Source organism: Nonomuraea sp. NPDC050786 (assembly GCF_040654115.1).
Classification (GTDB): Bacteria; Actinomycetota; Actinomycetes; order Streptosporangiales; family Streptosporangiaceae; genus Nonomuraea.
On record NZ_JBFAHJ010000015.1, the window covers coordinates 145,588 to 165,182 of the forward strand.

Genomic DNA, 19,595 nt, shown 5'->3' on the forward strand with positions numbered 1-19,595 from the left:
CGTGCCGAGACTGTCGGTGTGAAGCCGTACCTTAGTGCCCGTGTCCGAACAGCCCCTGACCCTCGACGCCGTCCTCACCGACGAGGCGGTCCTGTCGACCTATCGCCGCATGTTCGCCGCGCTGGCGCGCGACAGCGGCGCGGTGGTCGACGACCCGGCCCTGGTCGACATCGCCGAGACGCTGTTCTCGGCGTTCGCGGAGGCGGGCGAGGAGTGGCTGACGCACGAGCAGATGCGGTTCGTGTGCCGGGCCTATCCGACCGACCAGTTCGACAACCGGCTGCGAGTGCTCAAGGGGCTCGGGGCGATCCGCGAGGTGTTCCCCAAGCCCAACCAGTTGCGTTACCGGGCCTCGTTCACCAGTGTCGTCGGGCTGATGTTCATCAGGCGGATGATGTCCGACGGCGGGCAGTCGGAGATGCACCGGCTGCTGGCGCTCGAAGATCTCAACGTCGCCGATCCGCGTACGACGATGGAGGAGGCCAGGCAGAGCGCGGTCAACCTGGCGCGGGCGTTCCGGCTCTGGGCGCTGGAGCTGATCACGCTCACCACGGGCACGATCGAGGAGCTGCGCGAGCAGGCGCCCAAGCTGTGGGGCACCGAGGAGATCGCGCGGCGCGCCCAGGGGCTCCACGGCACCATCCTGACCCGGTGGCCGGAGCTCGATCGCGTCTGCACCGACCTGCGGGCGGCCATCTACTCCTACAGCGACGCCTCGCGCCGGGCCGCCGGCCGCCTGGCCGACTCGGCGGGCACCACGCGCAACCTGACGTTGCTGCCCACGGAGACGTGGCGCACGTTCGCGCAGACCTCGTCGCGGGAGCGGCTGGCGGCGGTGCTCGACGGGTTCGTGTTCGACGCGCCCGCGCCGTGGCACGACCCGGCCGCCATCGCCCGCGCCGTGGACGAGGCCCCGCGCCCCGCCCCCGCCCAGCCCACTCCCCCGCGCTCCCATCTCCCCGACGCCGGGCCCGGCTCCTCGCTCGACTCCTCGCCCAACGCGGCCATGGAGCGGCTGCGCGAGGTGGCGGAGTCGCTGCTCGGGGGTGCCTCCCGGGTGGCGCTGGCCGACGTCCTGGGCTCCGACTGGCCCTCGGCGCGGCGCGTGCTGGCCGACCTGACGACCGTGGACCTGCGGCCGGAGCTGCCTTACCGGCTGACGTGGTCCGACGGTCTCACCATCGACCCGGACCGCGAGCCGGCCTGGCTCTCGCACGGCTACCTGGAGCGCACCTGATGGCCAACACGGAACGTACCGAGCGGTCGAGGGGCATGGACGCGGCCGTGGCTCACGTGCGGGCGCGGTCGGGCGGGCCGTTGTGGCTGGACGCCGGGGTGCCTGCGCCGCCCGGGATGGTGCGGTTGACGCGTTCCGACTCCACGGGGCAGGCGCTGCCGGTGTGGCCCGACGGGGTGACGCCGTCGTTGCTGGAGGAGTACCAGGTGGCGCCGGTCGCGGTGGAGCGGTCCGGGGAGACCCGGCGGGTGCTGGCGGCCGTGCTCAAGTGCTGCTGGACGGACCTGTCCGTGGACCCGTGGCCGGGTGAGCCCGCGCCCGTGGAGCTGGTGCTCGACACGTACCGCGCGCTGATCGGCCGCACCGACGACCTCATGCGCAACTGGGCGATCGGGGCGCTGCGGCGGCTGCACGACTCGGCGTGGATCGTGATGGACGACGGCGTGGTCACGCTCGGCCCGCGCTGCGCCCTGTGGCCGGTCGAGTCGCACGCGCAGCTGCAGGAGCTGGTACGCCGCCTGCCCGACCCCGAACGCCCCGAGCTCACCGTGGTGGGCGACGCCGACATCGTGGCCGCCGCCGAGACGGCTCCCGAGGGCGCCGGCGGACGGGTCGAGGCCGCGTCGGCGGAGTTCGACGATGCGCTGGGGGCTTACGACGAGCGGCGGCGGGCGGAGCTGGTGGCGGCGTTCATGGCGGTGGAGTACGCGGCCGAGCCGGTGCAGGAGGCCCGCTTCGCCGCTCTGCGCGACCCGGCGCTCCGCCATACGCTGAGCGAGCTGCTGGCCAGGCGCGGCCGTACGCTGATCCAGCAGCGCGACCGCTGGACCTCCGGCTACGACGACACCAACGCAGCCGCGCTCACGACACTCGAGACCGAGCCCACACACGAGCCTCTTCCGGGGCACGGGCCGGCCCCATCGGGTGGCACCTCCGCGACGGGCGGCACCGGGAGCGGCACCGCAGCCGTCAAGGCAGCGGAGGCGGGCAACGAGGCGAACGCGATCAACGCCGCCGACGGGGGCGACATGGCCAACGCGGCCGAGGCCAGGGATTTGCCCGGGGTGGCCACGGCGGGCGACGCGCCGAAGACGGCCACAGCAGGCACGACCACGGCGAGCAACGCGCCGCGCGCCGCCACAGCAGGCGCAGGCACAGCAGGCACCGCCGCAGCAGGCGACGGACCGCGCGCGGCCGCGGCAGGCGATGCGGCCGGGGCAGCCGCCTCCGGCGACGTGTCCGGGCGCACAGCCACGGCGAGCGATGCGCCGGGAGCAGCCACAGCAGTGCCCGGAGCCGCACGGGCGGGCGATGTGCCCGGAGCAGGCGATGCCACGGCGGGTGGTCGTGGAGCGGGTGCGGTCGCCGGGGCCTCGCGCTCGGACCGTGCCTCGGTCTCCGCGCAAGCAGACCGGCCGTCAGGCCCGGGTGGCGGCGGCTCGGCGGGCGTGCGGCTGGGGGTGAGCGAGCGGGCCGTGCTGACGCTCGTACTGGTGCATTCGGTGGCGATCCCGAGGGCCGAGGGGTTGCTGCCCGAGGACTCCTGGCTGTCACCGCACCCCACACCGGTGGACGAGCTGCGCCGCCACACCCAGCTGCCCATCGGCGAGCTGGAGGCGGCGCTGCGGACGTTGCGGCACTCAGGGCTGTTGAACCAGGTCAAGGCCGGTGAGGAGGCGGGCGGTTACGTGCCGGGGCCGCAGTTCCACCGGCTCACGCCGGCCGCCCGGCGGCGCCTGCAGGAGGAGCTGATCCTCGCGGCCGGGCCGAACACGCCGCTGGCGGCGGCCGTACGAGCTCGAAGATCGGCGAAGTGACCGCAGCCGAGTGCGGCGGGTTCAGCGTCAGGACGAATGGAAGGACTACGGGGGTTTCAGGTGTCGCAGGTGGAGAACGTCGTCGGGGACCGGGTGCTGATCGCCGTGCAGGCGGTCAACATTTCGCGGCTCTCGACCCATCCGGTGCCCACCGTCCCCGGCACGCTCATCGTCGTGGCCGGCGCCGGGCCGAAGGACTCCAACGGCGCGGGTAAGTCGTCGTTCATCGCCTCGATCACGGCGCTGCTCGGGGACGAGCAGTGGCGCTTCGCCTCGGGCGCCAAGGCGGTGTCCGAGCTGCTCTTCAACGCCGAGCTGGCCAGCGGCGCCGGCGCCCGCCAATGGGCGAGCGCCGACCACGGCTACATCGTGGGCGTCTTCGCCCCGCCCGGCATGGACGGCTTCACCCCGCCCGGCTCGGACGGCTTCGCCCCGCCCGGCATGGACGGCTTCACCCCGCCCGGCTCGGACGGCTTCGCAACGACCGGCTCGGACGGCTTCACCTCGCCCGGCTTGGACGGATCACCGACGCCACCCGGGCTGGACGGTCCCGGCCGGCCTGGCGGAGGCGCGTCGGCCGGCCTTGCGAAACGAGACGGCGGGACGGCGGCCGGCACGTCGGCGAACGGCGCCGCACCGGACGGCGGGACGCCGGGCTCGGGGGACGGTGAGCTCCTTCTCGAGGATCATGCCGGGGGAAGTGAGCTGTTCGAGGTGCCCGACACCTCGGGCGGGGCGCTCACCGTGTGGCTCAAGGTCAACCAGGAGGCGCCGCACCTGGAGATCCGCTGGCGGGAAGGGGTGCACCTGGCGGCGTCCCCGTCCGAGGCCGAGCGGGTGGCGCGGGCCGACGAGATCTGGGCGTCCCTGCCCAAGTCGGCCGGTCGGCGGGACGTGGTGGCGCGCGACCTGACCAAGGTGCTCTACGGCGACCGGGTCAGGTGCGTGTCGTTCCTGTCCACGTCCGTCCGGAGCAAGGTCGCCACCAACCTGCTCTCCCAGCCGCTCAACGAGATCTCCCCCGAACGCGTCTTCGAGGCCATCGCCGCCCTCACCGGCCTCGACGCCGAGCTGGAGCAGGAACGTGAGGCCCGCCGCGACGAGCACGCCAAGCGCGTACGCGCGGCGCAGGCGGCCGAGCGGCTGGCCGAGTTCGAGGCGGAGTCGAAGGCGCTGCTGACCACGTTCGACCGGCGTGATCAGGCGAGAGTCCGGCTGGCGGACGCGTTGCGGTGCTGGCGGGGCCGGCAGGCGCGCAAGCTGGCGGACGCGGCGGCCAGGGACGAGTCGCTGGCCGCCGACCTGGAACGGCACCACGCGGCCGGTGAGGCGGCCGCCGAGGCGATCGCCATGGTCAAGGCGGAGATCGCCACGCTGCGGGAGGACACCCTCGACCGGCAGGTCTCACAGGCCCGCAAGGAGCTGGCGGCGCTCCAGGCGAGGGCGGCCAAGCTGGACGCCGACCGTGCGGTGGCCGAGAACTCCGCCGACGAGCTGCGCGGGCTGATCCCGGCGCTGGAGGAGACGCGCAGGTTCGCGGACGGGCGTGACGTGCCCACGGCCGAGCGGGAGCTCGGGGAGGTGCGGCTGCGGCTCAACGAGGCGCTCAAGGCGCTCGGGGTGGCGGACCAGGAGGTGGCCTCCGCTCAGGCGGCGCTGGACGACGCGGAGGGCGGTCCTGCGGCGGCGCAGCTCAACGCGCTGGCGGCGGCCGGCATCGGCGCGACCGGCCTGCTGGATGCCCTCGACGTGGCCGAGCAGGCCCGCGACGCCGCCCACACGCCTCCTTCCACCGGCCGCGCAGTTCGCGGGAACACCGCCGGCGTGGGTGTCGCCGCCGTTGCCGGTGCCGGCACCGACGGGGAACTCGCGCCTGGCGCCGGTGCGAGCGCCGAAGGGGAAGTCACGCCCGGTGTCGGAGGTGGCGGGGAGGCCACGCCCGGTGCCGGAGGTGGCGGCGAGGTCACGCCCGGTGCCAGAGGTGGCGAGGAGGCCATGCCCGGTGCCGGAGGTGGCGGGGCGCGTGATGTCGAGGCGTTGGGTGCTGCCCTTAAGGCCCGCTACGGGAAGGCGAACGACGCCGGCCTCAAGGCCGCCGGTGCCGGTGGTCTGGTGCTGGGTGAGTTGCGGGGGTGGCCCAACGAGCATGCGGTGATCGTGGACGCGGCGCAGCTCGATGCCGCCGCTGCCGCGCTGGCCGCGCTGCCGGGTTCCGTGCTGGTCAGCTCGGCCGGGGTGAGCGTCGTGGGGGCGTTCGACGGGGTGGCCACCGGGCGCGAGGCCCGGATCAAGGCCGCCGAGCAGCGGCTCAACCGGGCCAAGGACGTCCAGGAGACGGCGGCGCAGGCCGTACGCGATGGGGAGGAAGCCGTCGCCGAGGCGCAGCGGCGGCTCGAAGGGGCCAGGGCCGGGGTGCGCCTGGCCGAGCTGGAGGAGAAGCTGGCCGAGCGGCGGGCCAGGCTGGCCGAGCTGACCGCCGCGATCGAGGAGGTCGCGCCGAAGGTCGCCGAGGCCGAGCGGCAGGCGGGAGCACTGGACTTCCGGGCCAGAACCAGGGACATGGAGATCGAACGCCTGGAGGGCCGGCGCCACCGGCACGAGGCCGAGCGCGCGCAGGCCCGCGACCAGGAGGCCAAGGTCGTCTCCGAACGCGAGTCGCTCAAGCTCGACGCGCTGGCCGCCGACTGGGGCGGCACGGTCGAGACGGCACGCGAATGGCTGAACGCGCTGCCCGAGGAGGAGCGGCCGCGAGCGGCCGAGGAGTGGTGGCGGATCGCCGAGCGCCTCTTCGACCAGGCCCTGCGCGACACGTTCCCGGAGGAGGACGCGGAGATCCCGGAGGAGCTGCGGTTCCTGCTGAGCGAGCGGGGCGGGAGCGCGGCGCGGGAGCAGGCGACGTTCGCGGCGGTGTGCGGGGCGCTGGCCTCCTACCTGCGGGGCCAGGAGGAGTACGAACGGCACCAGCGGCGCCAGATCGAGGCCCAGGTCGTCACCAGGCAGCGCGACCTGGCGGCGGCGGCGCGCGGCGCCGAGGAGGCGGCGCAGTCGACGGCCGTCCACCGGGCGGCGTTGACGGCGGCGATCAAGGCGCGGCTCACTCGGGTGGCCGAGGAGTTCGAGAAGCTGGACACGTCTTACGGGGGTTACGGGGCGACGCTGGAGTTCCCCGTGCCGCCCGCGCCCGCCGACCCCGAGCAGCGCTGGCAGTGGCGGGTGACGCCGAAGTGGCGGCGCGGCGAGGGGCAGGGGTTCGTGCCGTACAACCGGCGGGCCAACACCGCGCTCATGGACGAGAAGGCCGTCAAGCTGGTGTGCGCGGCGGCCATCGCCTCGTCCGGGGGCGGGCATCTCTGCCTGGTGCTCGACGAGCTCGGCCGCAACCTGGGCAAGGAGCACCGCAGGGAGGCGGTGGCGCTGTTCAGGCGGATCGGGGAGACGTACGGGATCACGGTGATCGGGGCGCTGCAGGACGACATGGAGCCGTACGCGATCGACGCCTGTGGCCAGTACGTCAAGCTGCGGCGCTCGTCGGATGCGATGCCGTACAACGAGCCGCCGGTGATCGTCGGGCACGACCAGCACGCCGAACGGGTGCGGGCGCTGGCCGCGTATGTGGAACGGAGCTAGTGCGGCCGCAGCGGACGCGGTGTTGGTCGCGCCGGCGAGCCGGTGCCACCGACACCTCCGTCTCGTTCAGTCCACCCGCGCCCCGTGGATGGCCGTGAAGGCCAGGACAAGTGCGGCGGTTCCCGGCGGATCTTCCAGAATGGGCGAGTGTCCGACGCCGGGCAGCAACTCGACCGTCGCGCCCGGAACGGTGCGGTAGTCGGCGGCGGACGAGGATCGCCATCTCCGGTCCTCCTCGCCGAAGATCACCAGTAGCGGCTTGCCCAGGACCGCCAGCCGATCCGGGAGGGCCTGCCGCTCCAGGTAGGAGCCCGGCGCCTGCATGACCGCGGCGAACGCGTGGAAGCTCATACCGCGCACTTCGTCCACGAACTCCTGCGGCATCTGATACCCCGCTCGGCTGAATCCGGTGCTCGCCAGCCGGCGGATCTGCTCGTCGGTCGGCGGCCACTGCGCGGGCCCGATCGCCGCGGACTCCTGTGCGATGAGGGCGTCCATGCTCGGGCCGGTGTTGATGAGCGCGAGCGCGGTGACCAGGTCGGGTCGTTGCTCGGCGAGGGCGGTGGCGACCATGCCTCCACTGGAGTGGCCGACGGCTATGGCTTGCTTGACGCCGAGCCGGTCCAGTGCCTCGCCGACCCGGCGTGCCTGGTCCGGGATCGCGTAGCTGCCGTCGGCCGGCTCGGCTGACCGGCCGTGCCCGAGCAGGTCGACCCGGATGACGCGATGAGACTGCGTCAGCAGCGGAACCAGCGCGTACCACGAGTTGGCCGAGGCGGCGGTCCCGTGGATGAGCAGGAGCGCGGGGGCGTCGCGGGGGCCGTCCTGGCACACGTGGATGTCGCCGTCCTCCAGGGACAGGGTCGAACTCTCGGTGGCCTCGGCGTCGCGGTTCAGGGACGGTTGCCCGTCGGGAAGAGTCATGAGACCACTGTCGCCACCGAGGGGCGCCGGTGGATTGTACGAATGTTCCCTCGGCCGGCTCCCCTAGCATGGGGCGGTGCGGACGTTCGTGCACGGTGCGGCTGTGTGGGACGTCGCATGCCCGCAGCGGCCCAGCCTGGTGCCTGGTGTCACCATGGCCGGGTTCAGTGTCCGTGATCTGGACGCGCTCCGGATGGTCCCGCACCCGGCCGTGACGCTGCTTCTGGAGTTCGGCACCGGTTCGCCCGTCGTGGACTGTGCCGCCGGGCGGCAGCACCGGGGAAGTGTGGTCGCCGGGCCGGGGATCGGGTCCGGAGGGGCGGTCTGGGCGCGGGGCGAGAACGTCGAGTGCGTGCAGGTGCGCCTGTCCCCGGTGATCGCGCGCGCGGTTCTGGGCGCCTCCCCCGCCGACCTCGACGGCACGCTGGTGTCCCTCGACGACCTGTGGGGTCGGGAGGCGTCACGGATCCGTGAGCGGCTGGGCGAGGTCGCGTCGTGGCAGGATCGCTTCGCGTTGACGGACGCGCTGCTCGCCCGCCGGCATGCGGCGGGGGCGCCGGTGGACCCGGAGGTGGCCTGGGCCTGGGACTGGATCGTGGGCAGCCGCGGCCTGGTCCGGGTCGACCGGCTGGCGGCCGAGCTCGGTTGGAGCCGCAAGCGCCTGTGGTCCCGGTTCCGGTCGCAGCTCGGGCTGTCGCCCAAGCGCGCGGTGAAGCTGGTCCGATTCGACCATGCCGCCCACCGCCTGGTCGCGGGTGAGAGCGCGGCGCGGGTCGCGGCCGACGCCGGCTACGCCGACCAGTCACACCTGCATCGCGACGTCATGGCGTTCACCGGGGTGACCCCCGCGACCGTGGCCAGGGAGCCGTTTCTGGTGGTTGACGACATTGCCTGGCCCGACCAGGCGACACCCGCCGCCAGGCCGCACGTCTCCCGGGCTCCCGGGCCTTCCTCGACCGGCGACGCATAGCCCGGGGGCGAGTCCTTCGAGGGTCCTGGCCGGATGGTACGCCGGGGGGCGGGGCGACCGTCACGCGCCGCGAATCGGCGGGCCGGTGTAGGAGGCGCGGAGGCGGAGGAGGGTGCCCCGGCCGTACTCCTCCATCGCGTGCGCCAGCCAGCCCGCCACCCTGGCCACCGCGAAGACGGCCTCGCCCGCGCCGGTCACCATGCCGCTCACGGCGGCGAGGGTGGCGAGGGCGAAGTCCGTGTTCCGCTCCGGGAGGCGGCGCCGGCGCATCTCCTCCAGCACGGCCGCTCCGGCGGCGAGCCGATCGTGTCCCGGCGCGGCCTCCTTGATGAGGTCGAGCAGGAGGCCGCCGCGCCCGTCGCCGTTCCTGTAGATGCTGTGGCCGAAGCCGGGGATGCGCTCGCCGCGGCGTACCCGCTCGGCGATCACCCGTGTGGCCTGGTGCGGCTCGGCGACCTCGGCGAGCAGGCGTTCGGCGCCGTACGACGCGCCGCCGTGCAGCGGGCCGCCCAGCACGCCGAGGCCGGTCAGCACGACGGCGTACGGGTCGGCCTTGGCGGAGGCGGCGACCCTGGCGGCCAGGGTGGAGGCGGCGAGCTCATGGTCGGCGAGCAGCACCAGGGCGGCCTGGAGCACGCCGAGGAGGGCGGGGCTCGCGGGGTGCGGGCACAGGCGGGACCAGAGGCGCCCGGCGATCGACTCGCCTTGGGGCTCGCTGAGCTGTGGCAGGGCGTCGACGAGGCCCGCGATCATGCGGCGGCCCGTGGCGGCGACGGACACGGGGTCGAGCTGGTGGCGGAGGGAGTCGGAGGCGCCGAGGACCGTGGTGATCACCTGGAGGCGGTCGAGGGGCAGGAGGTCCTCCGGAAGCCCGCGCTGCGCGGCCACGGCGGCGGCCAGCGCGTCCGGCTCGCACCGCCACGGCCCCGGGGTCCGCGCCCCGCCGCCGCTCGCCGGGTCGGCGGTCCAGAGCAAGGTGGCGACCGTTTCGAAGTCGCTCGTCCGCGCCAGCTCCAGCGCGTCCAGCCCCCGGTAGTAGGGCCGGTCCACGCCGAGGGCCGTGATGGCCGACTCGATCACCAGCTCGGGCGGCTGGCTGCGGGGCCGCCCGCGCCGGGCGAGGCGCTCGATCTCCTCCGCCGAGAAGAGGCTGCGCCGACCGTCGTCGTCGTGCCGCCGCTGGAGCACCCCCCGGCTCACGTACGCGTAGAGCGTGGCTGGTTTGACGCCGAGGCGCTCGGCGGCGGTGGCCGCGTCGATCCACTCCACCCTGACAGGCCCTCTCCGATGCATGTTGATGAAAATCAATATTGATACATGTTGAAAGCACATGTCAACGTGAGGGCATGCCAAGAGTTCACTTTCTCGATGTCACCAACCGGGACGGCGTGCAGACCGCGCGCACCGGCCTGTCGAAGTTCGGCAAGACCATGGTCAACTTCTATCTGGCCAAGCTGGGGGTGGCGCAGTCCGAGATCGGTTTCCCGTTCCTGTTCCACGAGGTCCCGTACGTCAAGGCGCAGGTGGCGCTGGCCGAGGCGGGGGCGTTCGGCGGCCTGCGGCTCTCAGGATGGTGCCGCGGCGTGCCGCAGGACGTGGAGAAGGCCGCCCCGCTCGGGCTCAGGCACTACAACCTGTCCATCTCGACGTCCGACTACATGATCCAGAACAAGTTCCGGGGACGGCTGGACAGGGACGCGATCATCAGGGAGATGACGGCCGCCGTGCGCACGGCCAAGGCCGCGGGCGCGCAGACCGTGGGGGTGAACGCGGAGGACGGTTCGAGGACCGACGACGGCTTCCTGCTGGAGTTCGCGCTGGCGGCCAAGGAGGCGGGCGCCGACCGGGTGCGCTACTGCGACACGATCGGCGGCGACACGCCCGACAGGATCCGGGAGCGCTTCGCCAAGCTGGCCTCCGCCACCGCGCTGCCGGTCGAGACCCACTGCCACAACGACCTGGGCATGGCCGTGGCCAACTCCGTCTCTGGCGCCCTCGGTGACCTCGACGCGGGACAGGACGCGTGGATCAACACGTGCGTGAACGGCATCGGCGAGCGTTCGGGCAACGCCGACCTGCTCTCCACGATCCTGGCCTTCCAGCACGGATTCGGCCTCGACGCGGAGATCGGTGACGCGCTCGACCTGTCATGGGCCCGCAGGTTCGCGCTGTGGGCGAGTTACGCGTTCGGGCAGCCGCTGCCGTACAACCAGGTCGGGGTGGGGCGGAACGCGTTCGCCCACGAGAGCGGCATCCACGCCGACGGCGCGCTGAAGGACCACGGCAACTACGAGCTGTACGACGAGGCCACGCTGGGCCCGTTCCCCGAGGACTGGCACGCGCGGGACGGCCGGGTCGTGCTGACCGGCGAGTACGGCGGCAAGGCGGGCTTCCGGCACGTCATGGACGGGCTGGGGGTGGAGGTCCGCGAGGAGGACCTGGCGTTCCGGCTGGTGCAGCTCTGCAACGCCATGACCGGCCGCCCGCTCACCGACGACGAGCTCCGCCTGATCGCCGCATACCCGCGCGAGCTGTCCCTGCTGTTCCCCGGCCACGAGCGCCCTTAGAGGGTGTCGTCGCCCGTCTCGGGCAGCGCCAGCAGGCAGAGCAGGCTCAGCAGGGCCATCGCCGCGACATACACTCCTACGGCCATGACGCCCAGCCCGCCGGCCTGCATGCTGGTGGCGACCAGCGGCGGCACCGCGCCGCCGAGCACGCCGCCGAGGCTGTAGGCCACCGAGGCGCCGCTGTAGCGGAACTCGGTCCTGAAGAGCTCCGGCAGGTACGCGCCCATCGGCCCGAAGATCAGCCCCATGAGCCCGAGCGCCCCCGCCAGCGCCAGGCCGACCAGGAAGACGGCCCTGGTCTCCATCAGCGGGAACATCACCAGCCCCCACACGACGGCCGCACCCGTCCCGGCGATCAGGGTGCGGCGGCGGCCCAGGCGGTCGGAGACCATCGCGGAGACCACCGTGCCCGCGGCCATGAAGGCGACGCCGATCATGGTCAGGGCGAGCATGGTGGTCTTCGGGATCCGCAGCGTGGTGGTGCCGTACGCCAGGCAGTAGGTGGTGGCGGTGTAGAAGAGCGTGTAGGCGACGGTCATGGCGCCCGCGCCGAGGAGCACGCGCCGCCACTGGTGCCGCATGAGGCCCGCGAACGGCACCTTGGCGATCCGGTGCTGGTCCATGGCGGCCGTGAAGACCGGCGTCTCGGAGATCTTCAGCCGTACGTACAGGCCGACGATCACCAGCAGCAGGCTCGCCACGAACGGCAGCCGCCACCCCCACGCCCCGAAATCCCCGTCGCCGAGCGCCTCGCCCAGGACGAGGAAGAGCCCGTTGGCCAGGATGAAGCCGACGGACGGGCCGAGCTGCGGGAACATCGCGTAGAGCCCGCGCTTGCCGGGCGGCGCGTGCTCGGTGGCGAGCAGCGCCGCGCCGCCCCACTCGCCTCCGAGGCCGATGCCCTGCGTGAACCGCAGCAGCACGAGCAGCACCGGCGCCGTCACGCCGATGGCCGCGTAGCCGGGCAGCAGCCCGATCGCGACCGTCGAGAGCCCCATCACCAGCAGCGACACGACCAGCATCGACTTGCGGCCGACGCGGTCCCCCCAGTGCCCGAACACGGCCGAGCCGAGCGGGCGCGAGATGAACGCCACCGCGAACGACGCGAACGCGGCCAGACTGCCCGCCACCGGGTCCAATTTGGGGAAGAACGCGGTGTTGAGCACCAAAGCAGCAGCAGTGCCGTAAATGTAGAAGTCGTAGAACTCGATCGCGGTGCCGATGAGGCTGGCGGCCGCGATCCTCGACCGGGAGGGTGCCGCGATCTGGGGGGACGTTGTCATACTTGTCTCACTATGCGAAATAGCGTCTTGTCCATTGACACAGAGAAGCTACCACCTGCGAAATGTCACCTCTGAAGGGAACGGGTTTGGCTGTCGATCTGGTCATCTTCGACTGCGACGGGACGCTCGTGGACAGCGAGCCGATCTCCGTACGCGTGGGCACGGCGGCGCTGCGGCGCCTGGGCTGGTCGATCGATGAGGCGGAGTACGCCGAGCGCTTCGTGGGCTGCACGAACGAGTACTGGAACGAGCAGGTGGGCGAGACGCCGCCGGGCTGGCGCGAGCAGCTCCACGCCGACTACGCGGCCGCGGTCAAGGCCGAGCTCTGCGTGATCGAGGGCATCGAGGAGGCGCTCGACCAGCTCACCGTGCCGACCTGCGTGGCCTCGAACGGCCGGCACGCCACGATACGCCGCAGCCTGGAGCTGACCGGACTGGCCGAGCGGTTCCACGGCCGGGTGTTCAGCGCCGAGGACGTGGCCAGGGGCAAGCCGGCGCCGGACCTGTTCCTGCACGCGGCGGCCACGATGGGGGTGGCGCCGGAGCGGTGCGTGGTGGTGGAGGACAGCCCGTTCGGGGTGACGGCGGCCATGAACGCGGGCATGCGCTGCCTGGCCTTCGCCGGCGGCCTCACCCCCGCCGCCCGGCTCACCGGCCTGGGCGCCACCCTCTTCCACCACCCCACCGCGATCCCCGACCTGATCGGTTCGTTCGCAAGGGAATGATCAGCTCTTGTGCCGGGCGCGCCCCGTCTCGTCCAGATAGTCGCGCCAGGAACGCTTCGGGTTCCAGCCCAGCAGGCGGTGGGCCTTCTCACAGGAGATGCCCGAGGCGTCCACGCGGGCGAGCGGGCGCAGCTCGACGCGGTCGCCGTGGTGCTCGCGCAGGACGGCGGCGAAGTCGTGGCCGCCCGCGTTGTCCGGCGACGCGATGTAGAACACCTCGTGGCCGGGCAGGTCGGACTCCGTGGCCAGGACGATCGCGTCCGCGAGGTCGTACACGTCGATGTAGCTCAACAGGCCCGCGCCGATCTCGGACGCGTCGCGCACCTGCGGGCCGAGGTTGCGCTCGTAGTTGCCCTCGTGCTGCACCCAACTCGGCCGCAGCGAGATGCACCTGATGTCGGAGCGGCGCACCGCCGCGTCCATGAGCTGCTCGCCGAAGTGCTTGGCCAGCGCGTACGGGTCCTGCGGCCGGATCGGGTGCTCCTCGTCCACCGGCGCGTAGTCGGGCAGGAAGGGGCGCTCGGGGAAGAAGAAGCCGGGCACGGTCTCGCTGGAGATGTTCACGAAGCGCGAGACGCCGAAGCGGACCGCGGCCTCGATCATGTTGAACGTCGCCATCAGGTTGTTCTGGAAGACCACGTGCGGCGGGTTGGCGGTGGGGTCGGGGATGGCGGCGGCGTGCACGACGGCGTCCGCCCCGCGCACGACGGCGAACGCCTGCCCGGCGTCGGTCAGCTCGGCCTGCTGGTAGCGGGGCTGTCCGGGCTCGGACCGCTCGAAGACGGGGCGCGCGAGATCCACGCCGGTCACCTCGTGACCGGCCTCGGCCAGCGCCTTGACGGCCGCACGGCCTACCTTGCCGTGGGCTCCGGTGACGACGACGCGCATGAGGCTCTACTCCTTAACCAGGTTCGGTGCGAGCAATCTAACGCGAGATCATCCCGCCGTCGGGAGGGGCCCTCAGCCCACCCCGGCCAGGGCCAGGGTCGAGCCGGTGCGGGTCTTGGTGACCTTGAGCTGGGCGGTGATCCTCGACCGGAGCTCGGCGACGTGGCTGACGATGCCCACGGCCCGCCCTCCGTCGCGCAGCCCGTCGAGGATGTCCAGCACGCCGTCGAGGGTGTCCTCGTCCAGGGTGCCGAAGCCCTCGTCCACGAAGAGCGTGCCGAGCTCCGTGCCCCCGGCCTCGGCCGTGACGACGTCGGCCAGGCCCAGGGCCAGCGCCAGCGAGGTGATGAAGCTCTCGCCGCCGGACAGCGTGGCCGGGTCGCGGTCGACGCCGGTCCACCCGTCGGCCACCCGCAGCCCCAGCCCGCCGCCCGAACGCCCCCGGGAACCCGCCGTCTTCCGCAGATCGTGCCGCAGCAGGTAACGTCCCGCCGACATGTGGTCGAGCCGTTCGTTCGCGGCGTCCACCACCTGCCGCAGCCGCTCCCCCAGCACGAACGACGACAGGCTCATGCTCCACTGGTTGTCGCTGGACGTGCCGCTGGCCAGCGCCGCCATCCGCTCGGCGAGCCGGTGCCGTTCGGCCGCCGGACGCCACCGCTCGATGCGGTCGTTCAGCTCGCCGTACAGCTCCTCCAGCCGCTCCGCCCGGGCCACGGCGCGGTCGCGCTCGCTCGACAGCCTCGTGTACGCCTCCTCCAGCCGGTCCCGCTCGCCCTCGATCGCCGCCAGGTCGGGCGCGGGCTCGGCGGCGGCCGCGATCAGCTCGGGCTGGGCCAGGACGCTCGTGACGGCGGCGTGCTCGTCGTCCAGCCGCCGCAGCGCCTCGGCCTTGCGCTCCCTCTCCGCCGCGCTCCTGAACGCCGCCTCCGCCTCCGCCACGTCGGCGAACCCCGCCTCGACGGCCGCCTCGGACGCGGCCCGCCCGGCCCGGACCAGCTCGTCCTCGGCGGCCATCGCCGCCTGCGTGGCCTCCAGCGCCTCCCGCAGCAGCTCGGCCTCGTCGTTCAGTCTGGACAGGCGGGCCGTCAGGGTGGGGTCGTCGCCCCGTGCCGCGTCCAGCCGCGCGCTCAACCGCCCGGCGTCCCCGCTCAGCTCCTCATGCCTGGTACGGCCGGCCGCCAGCCGGGCGGCGACCCGCCGCGCGCGCTCCTCCAGCTCCAGCCGCTCCCGGCTGAGCGCGGCCGCCTCCCGCGCCAGCACCGGCTCCTTGCCGGCCGACGCGCGCAGCCTGCGCAGCTCACCCTCGGCCCGGGCCAGCACGGCGGGGCCGTCCAGGTCCGCCTGCCCGGAGCCCTCTCCGGCGAGCGCCTCACCCCGCGCCTCGCGCGCACCCACCGCCCCCGGCGCCACCGCGTCCGCGTCGGCGCGGCCGAACTGCCCGGACACCGCGTCGGCGCGGTCGAGCTGCCCGGACACCGCGTCGGCGCGGCCGAGCTGCCCGGACACCGCGTCGCCACGATCGGGCTGCCCGGACACCGCGTCGCCACGATCGGGCTGCCCGGACACCGCGTCGCCACGATCGGGCTGCCCGGACATCGCGTCGGTGCGGCCGAGCTCTCCGGGCGCTGCGTCGGCGCCCTCGAGCGAGCCGGGGTCGGCCTCTTCGGAAGCCCTAACGCGCCCCACCTCAGGAGCCGACTGTGTGGAGCCGTCACCCCGGGCGGCCTCTCCGAGGTCCTGGGCGGGTGCTTGAGTGAGGCGGGTCCGGAGCCGGGCGCGTTCGGACTCCAGGTGGGTGCGGTGGGCGCGATGGGCGGCGAGGGCCTCGGCGATCTCCCTGGCCTGGTCCCGGACCCGTTCGCGCTCGATCTCGATGCGGTCGAGGGCGGCGGCCAGGGAGGGCTCCCGGTCGGCCACCGCCTGGAGCCGCGCCAGCTCCTGCTCGGCCCCCAGAACGTGGGCCTCCGCCGTTTCGACGTCCAGGCCCCCGGTGGCCTCGACGGCGTCGGCGTGCCGGGACTCGAGGGAGGCGAGGGCGCGTTCGGCCGCCTCGCGGTCGGCCAGGGCGGCTTCGTGGGCGCTCTCGGCCGCGTGCTCGTCCTCGGCCGAAGGGGCGCTGGGAGCGGGAGCGGCGGGGGCGGGGTGATGGTCGGAGCCGCAGACCGCACAGGGCCGGCCCTCGGACAGGTCCCGGGCCAGCTCCGCCGCCATGCCGTCGATGCGGGCCTGGCGCAGGTCGAGCCAGCGTTCCCGCAGGGCCTGAGCGTGGTCCACGAGCGCCTGGTGGGCGCTGACGGCCGCCTCCAGCTCCACGGCCAGGGCCTCGCGGCGGTGCGTGGCCTCCAGAGCGGCCCTGGCGGCGTCGAGGCCGGCGGACGCCGCCGGGATGGCCGCCGCCTGCGCCTGCACCTCGGTCAGTGCCGCGCCGGCTTCGGCGATGCGTCCGGGCAGCTCGGCCTCGGCGGCCGACACCTCGGCCTCGCGCTGTGCCAGCACGTCCAGCTCCACGGCCAGCCTGGCCAGCTCGTCGTCGATCTCGATCAGGCGGGCGGCGGCATCCCGTACGGCCTGCGCGGCCGGGATCCTGGCGGCGTCCATCCGCGCCTCGGCCAGCCTGCCCTCGACCTGTTCGATGAGCCCGGGCAGGACGGCCAGCCGCGCCCCTACGGCCTCGTCGGCGCCGACCAGCTCAGCCAGTTCCTCCTCGACACGCAGCAGGTCGCGCCGGACCACCGACAGCCTGGCCTCTTCGGTGAGCAGCTCCGACAAGCGGGCGATCTCCGCCTGCCGCTCCCGCTCCAACGCGGCGAGCTCAACCGCCGTAGGACCGCCTGCCGAGGGGCCGGCCACCGCCCGGGCACCGGCGCCCGAGGAGTCACCCGCGGAAGGGCCGGTGTCACGGTCGGCCACCGCCTCGGAACCGCCCTCCCAGGGGCCGATGTCGCGCCCCGCCACCGCCCCGGAACCGCCCTTCCAGGGGCCGACGTCGCGCCCCGCCACCGCCCGGGAACCGCCCTCCGAGGGGCCGGTGGCGTCGGCGGCCTGTCGGGCCAAGAGGGGGCGCGCTCGGGCGAGGGCGTCGGCGGCGAGGGTGCGGGCCTTGGTGGCGGCCTCCGAGCGTTGCCTGGCCGCCGTGACCAGGGGTAGCACGCGGTCGGCCCTGGCGGCGTCGTCGAGGATCGCCTGCAGGTCGGCCCGCTCGTCCGCCCGCTCGTCGAGGGTACGGCGCAGGGTGAGCGCCTCGGCGTGACGGCGCTGCCGGTCGGCGAGGGCGGCGGCCTGCTCGAACCGCATCCGCGCCGAACGCAGCGCCCGCCCGGCCGTCTCCTGCTCCTCGCCCGCCCGCTGCACGACAGCCCGCGCCGCGTCGAGCAGCGCGCCCGCCCAGCGCAGGGGGTCCGCATCCGGGGCGGGCACGCCGACGTCGGCCACGCCCCGGGCCGGCTCGCCCGCGTCGGGCTTGTCGTGTGCCCTCCCGGGGGTGCGTGTGCCCGGAGTGTACGAGGCCGGGGACAGGTCGAAGAGGGCAGGGGCGACGGCGGACGGGTCGTCGACTGCCATCGCCGACGCGACGGCTGCGCGCAGATCGTCGTCGGCGGCCACCGGCGACGCGATGGGACCGTCGGCCGCCACCGGCGACGCGACAGGACCGTCGACCACCATCGGCGAGGCGATGGCCGCGTGCAGGTCGTCGCCCGCCGCTTCCTCCACCCGCTTGATGGCGAAGTCCACCTCCTGCCGCAGCTCCTGCGCCTCCCGCCACGCCAGTTTCCGGTGCTCGGCCAGCCACGACTCCGCCTGGGTGAAGACCTTCACCGTGAACAGCCGCTCGAGCAGCTTGGCCCGATCGTCCCCGTCCGCGCGCAGGAACTTGGCGAAGTCGCCCTGGGGCAGCATCGCCACCTGGCAGAACTGGTCGGCGTTCATGCCCAGCAGCCCGCCCACCAGGTCGCCCGCCTCGTCGAGCCGGGTCGTCAGCCCCTGCCAGTCGGACCCGTGCCACTCCGAGACGACGACCTTGGACTTCTCCTCCGTGAAACCGGTCCCGCGCAGCTTGGGCCGGTGCCAGGCCGGTGAGCGCTGGATGCGGAGTAAGCGGCCGCGGATGGACACCTCCAGCGTGACCGAGGGCCCGGCCGTGGGCGGGGCGTGGTCGCAGCGGAGGCTGCGGGCGCTGTTGCGCTGCCCGGGCACCTGGCCGTAGAGGGCGAAGCAGAGCGCGTCGAGGATCGTGGTCTTGCCCGCCCCCGTGGGCCCGTGGACCAGGAACAGGCCCGCCTCGGCCAGCGCGTCGAAGTCGACCGTCTCGGAGCCGGGAAAGGACCCGAACGCCGTCAGCGAGAGCCGGTGCGGCCGCATCTACGCCATCGTCTCCTTCACCCTCGACGCCTCGATGGCCTGTCTTAGCAGGTCTTCCTCCTCAGGTGCGGCAGGCTCGCCGCGTACTTCCCTGACGAAATCGAGGGCGACCTCCGCCTCGGGCCGCCCGCTGAGGCGTACGGGCTGGGCGGCCGGAGCCGCGCCGACCGGGTCGAAGGAGAGGGCGAGAGTGTGGGGGAAACGGGCGCGGAGTCGGTCCATGGCGGATTTGGGGCGGACGGCGTCGGTGAGGATCACCTGCAGCCAATGATCCTCGAAAGAGGCATATTTCGCATTTGTCAGCAGCTCCTCGAGCTCTCCGCGCAACCGCCCGACGGGACGTGGCACGGGAGCGGGCACGAACTCGGGCTCGGCGGAGCCGAGGGTCACCAGCCACGACCCCTTGACCTGCCCGACCTCCGAGAACGAGTAGGCCAGCGGCGAGCCCGAGTAACGCACGGTCTCCGACATCCGCTGCCGCCCGTGCAGGTGCCCCAGCGCGACGTACGACACCCCGTCGAAGACCGGCAGCGGAACGTGCGCCACCCCGCCCACGCTGATGTCGCGCTCGCTGTCGCTGGCCTGCCCGCCGGTGACGAAGCAGTGCGACAGCACCACCGAGGCGCGACGACGTACGGCGTCGGCCCTGACGCGGTCCATCGCGTACGTCAGCGCCGCCGTGTGGCTGCGATCGGGCAGCTCCCAGGCGGCGCGGACCAGCTCGGGCTCGAGGTAGGGGATGCCGTAGAAGGCCACGTCGTCCACCAGCACCGGCTCCCAGGCAAGGTCCGGCGAGGTGCGCACGTGCACCCCGGCGGCCTCGAACAGCGCCGAGCCGAAGCGCAGCCGCAGCGCCGAGTCGTGGTTGCCGCTGATCAGCACCACCCGCGCCCCGGCCGCGCGCAGCCGCGCGAGCGCCTCATCCAGCAGCGCCACCGCGTCGACCGGCGGCAGCGCCCGGTCGTAGACGTCGCCCGCGACCGCCACGACGTCGACCCGCTCGGACCGCACCGTCTCCACCAGGTGATCGACGAACGCCGCCTGCCCGGGCAGCAGGCTCTCGCGGTGGAACGAGCGCCCGAGGTGCCAGTCGGAGGTGTGCACGATCCGCATGTCGCAGGAAGCTAACAGGTCTCACCGACAAATAAGGCCTCACCTGTCTCAGAGGCCGGGAGTAGGCTAGAAGATCGGCGGG

Annotated in this window: 12 protein-coding genes; 6 read left to right on the forward strand and 6 right to left on the reverse strand. The window is 73.5% G+C overall.

Translation table 11 applies throughout. The annotated features are described in order from the left end of the window. Nucleotides 1-40 precede the first annotated feature (40 nt). The 3 genes from AB0H84_RS26475 (at nucleotide 41) to AB0H84_RS26485 (ending at nucleotide 6,681) form a co-directional block, all read left to right on the forward strand. Entirely contained in the window at nucleotides 41-1,237 is a 1,197-nt protein-coding gene (locus tag AB0H84_RS26475; RefSeq protein WP_357609372.1) for a hypothetical protein, read from the forward strand. Further along, the gene (locus tag AB0H84_RS26480) at nucleotides 1,237-3,054 is read left to right on the forward strand and encodes a hypothetical protein (protein ID WP_357609375.1); all 1,818 of its coding nucleotides are present in this window, start codon (nucleotides 1,237-1,239) and stop codon (nucleotides 3,052-3,054) included. The genes AB0H84_RS26475 and AB0H84_RS26480 overlap by 1 nt, the downstream gene beginning before the upstream one ends. 69 nt (nucleotides 3,055-3,123) lie before the next feature. Then, a complete protein-coding gene (locus AB0H84_RS26485) occupies nucleotides 3,124-6,681 on the forward strand; it encodes a chromosome partitioning protein ParA (protein WP_357609378.1) in 3,558 nt (1,185 codons plus the stop codon). A 66-nt stretch (nucleotides 6,682-6,747) separates the two neighbouring features. Here AB0H84_RS26485 and AB0H84_RS26490 read toward each other — a convergent pair whose 3' ends face one another. After that, nucleotides 6,748-7,605: an alpha/beta hydrolase gene (locus tag AB0H84_RS26490; protein WP_357609381.1), complete on the reverse strand. Its 858-nt coding sequence runs from the start codon at nucleotides 7,603-7,605 to the stop codon at nucleotides 6,748-6,750. 76 nt (nucleotides 7,606-7,681) lie between these two features. Between AB0H84_RS26490 and AB0H84_RS26495 the strand changes: the two genes are divergently transcribed. After that, complete coding sequence (locus AB0H84_RS26495) at nucleotides 7,682-8,575, forward strand: helix-turn-helix domain-containing protein (protein WP_357609384.1); 894 nt, start codon at nucleotides 7,682-7,684, stop codon at nucleotides 8,573-8,575. 60 nt (nucleotides 8,576-8,635) lie between these two features. Here the strand turns inward: AB0H84_RS26495 and AB0H84_RS26500 are convergent, their stop codons facing one another. Beyond that, nucleotides 8,636-9,868 carry a citrate synthase gene (locus tag AB0H84_RS26500; protein WP_357609387.1) on the reverse strand — a complete coding sequence of 411 codons (1,233 nt, stop codon included), beginning with the start codon at nucleotides 9,866-9,868 and terminating at the stop codon, nucleotides 8,636-8,638. 53 nt (nucleotides 9,869-9,921) lie between these two features. Here AB0H84_RS26500 and AB0H84_RS26505 point away from each other — a divergent pair, with 53 nt between their 5' ends. After that, on the forward strand, nucleotides 9,922-11,142 hold the full coding sequence (locus AB0H84_RS26505; protein WP_357609390.1) for a hypothetical protein: 1,221 nt from the start codon (nucleotides 9,922-9,924) through the stop codon (nucleotides 11,140-11,142). On the opposite strand, the gene AB0H84_RS26510 is transcribed toward AB0H84_RS26505, so the two are convergent. Beyond that, nucleotides 11,139-12,425, reverse strand: a complete 1,287-nt coding sequence (locus AB0H84_RS26510) for an MFS transporter (protein WP_357609393.1) — start codon at nucleotides 12,423-12,425, stop codon at nucleotides 11,139-11,141. The two genes, AB0H84_RS26505 and AB0H84_RS26510, sit on opposite strands and share 4 nt — an antisense overlap. Before the next feature lie 86 nt (nucleotides 12,426-12,511). Between AB0H84_RS26510 and AB0H84_RS26515 the strand changes: the two genes are divergently transcribed. Continuing rightward, nucleotides 12,512-13,150, forward strand: coding sequence for an HAD family hydrolase (locus tag AB0H84_RS26515; protein ID WP_357609396.1), 639 nt, complete (start codon nucleotides 12,512-12,514; stop codon nucleotides 13,148-13,150). Here the strand turns inward: AB0H84_RS26515 and AB0H84_RS26520 are convergent, their stop codons facing one another. The 3 genes from AB0H84_RS26520 to AB0H84_RS26530 form a co-directional block, all read right to left on the reverse strand. Further along, the gene (locus AB0H84_RS26520) at nucleotides 13,151-14,038 is read right to left on the reverse strand and encodes an NAD(P)-dependent oxidoreductase (RefSeq protein ID WP_357609399.1); all 888 of its coding nucleotides are present in this window, start codon (nucleotides 14,036-14,038) and stop codon (nucleotides 13,151-13,153) included. A 72-nt stretch (nucleotides 14,039-14,110) separates the two neighbouring features. Then, a complete protein-coding gene (locus AB0H84_RS26525) occupies nucleotides 14,111-18,400 on the reverse strand; it encodes an SMC family ATPase (protein WP_357609402.1) in 4,290 nt (1,429 codons plus the stop codon). Next, on the reverse strand, nucleotides 18,401-19,513 hold the full coding sequence (locus tag AB0H84_RS26530) for an exonuclease SbcCD subunit D (RefSeq protein ID WP_357609405.1): 1,113 nt from the start codon (nucleotides 19,511-19,513) through the stop codon (nucleotides 18,401-18,403). Nucleotides 19,514-19,595: the final 82 nt, after the last annotated feature.

What these genes read in the sequence shown, in the direction of transcription:
- AB0H84_RS26510 (WP_357609393.1), bottom strand. Translation starts at nt 12,425, where the DNA reads ATGACAACGTCCCCCCAGATCGCGGCACCCTCCCGGTCGAGGATCGCG.
- AB0H84_RS26505 (WP_357609390.1), top strand. Translation starts at nt 9,922, where the DNA reads ATGCCAAGAGTTCACTTTCTCGATGTCACCAACCGGGACGGCGTGCAG.
- AB0H84_RS26520 (WP_357609399.1), bottom strand. Translation starts at nt 14,038, where the DNA reads ATGCGCGTCGTCGTCACCGGAGCCCACGGCAAGGTAGGCCGTGCGGCC.
- AB0H84_RS26480 (WP_357609375.1), top strand. Translation starts at nt 1,237, where the DNA reads ATGGCCAACACGGAACGTACCGAGCGGTCGAGGGGCATGGACGCGGCC.
- AB0H84_RS26530 (WP_357609405.1), bottom strand. Translation starts at nt 19,513, where the DNA reads ATGCGGATCGTGCACACCTCCGACTGGCACCTCGGGCGCTCGTTCCAC.
- AB0H84_RS26490 (WP_357609381.1), bottom strand. Translation starts at nt 7,605, where the DNA reads ATGACTCTTCCCGACGGGCAACCGTCCCTGAACCGCGACGCCGAGGCC.
- AB0H84_RS26500 (WP_357609387.1), bottom strand. Translation starts at nt 9,868, where the DNA reads ATGCATCGGAGAGGGCCTGTCAGGGTGGAGTGGATCGACGCGGCCACC.
- AB0H84_RS26525 (WP_357609402.1), bottom strand. Translation starts at nt 18,400, where the DNA reads ATGCGGCCGCACCGGCTCTCGCTGACGGCGTTCGGGTCCTTTCCCGGC.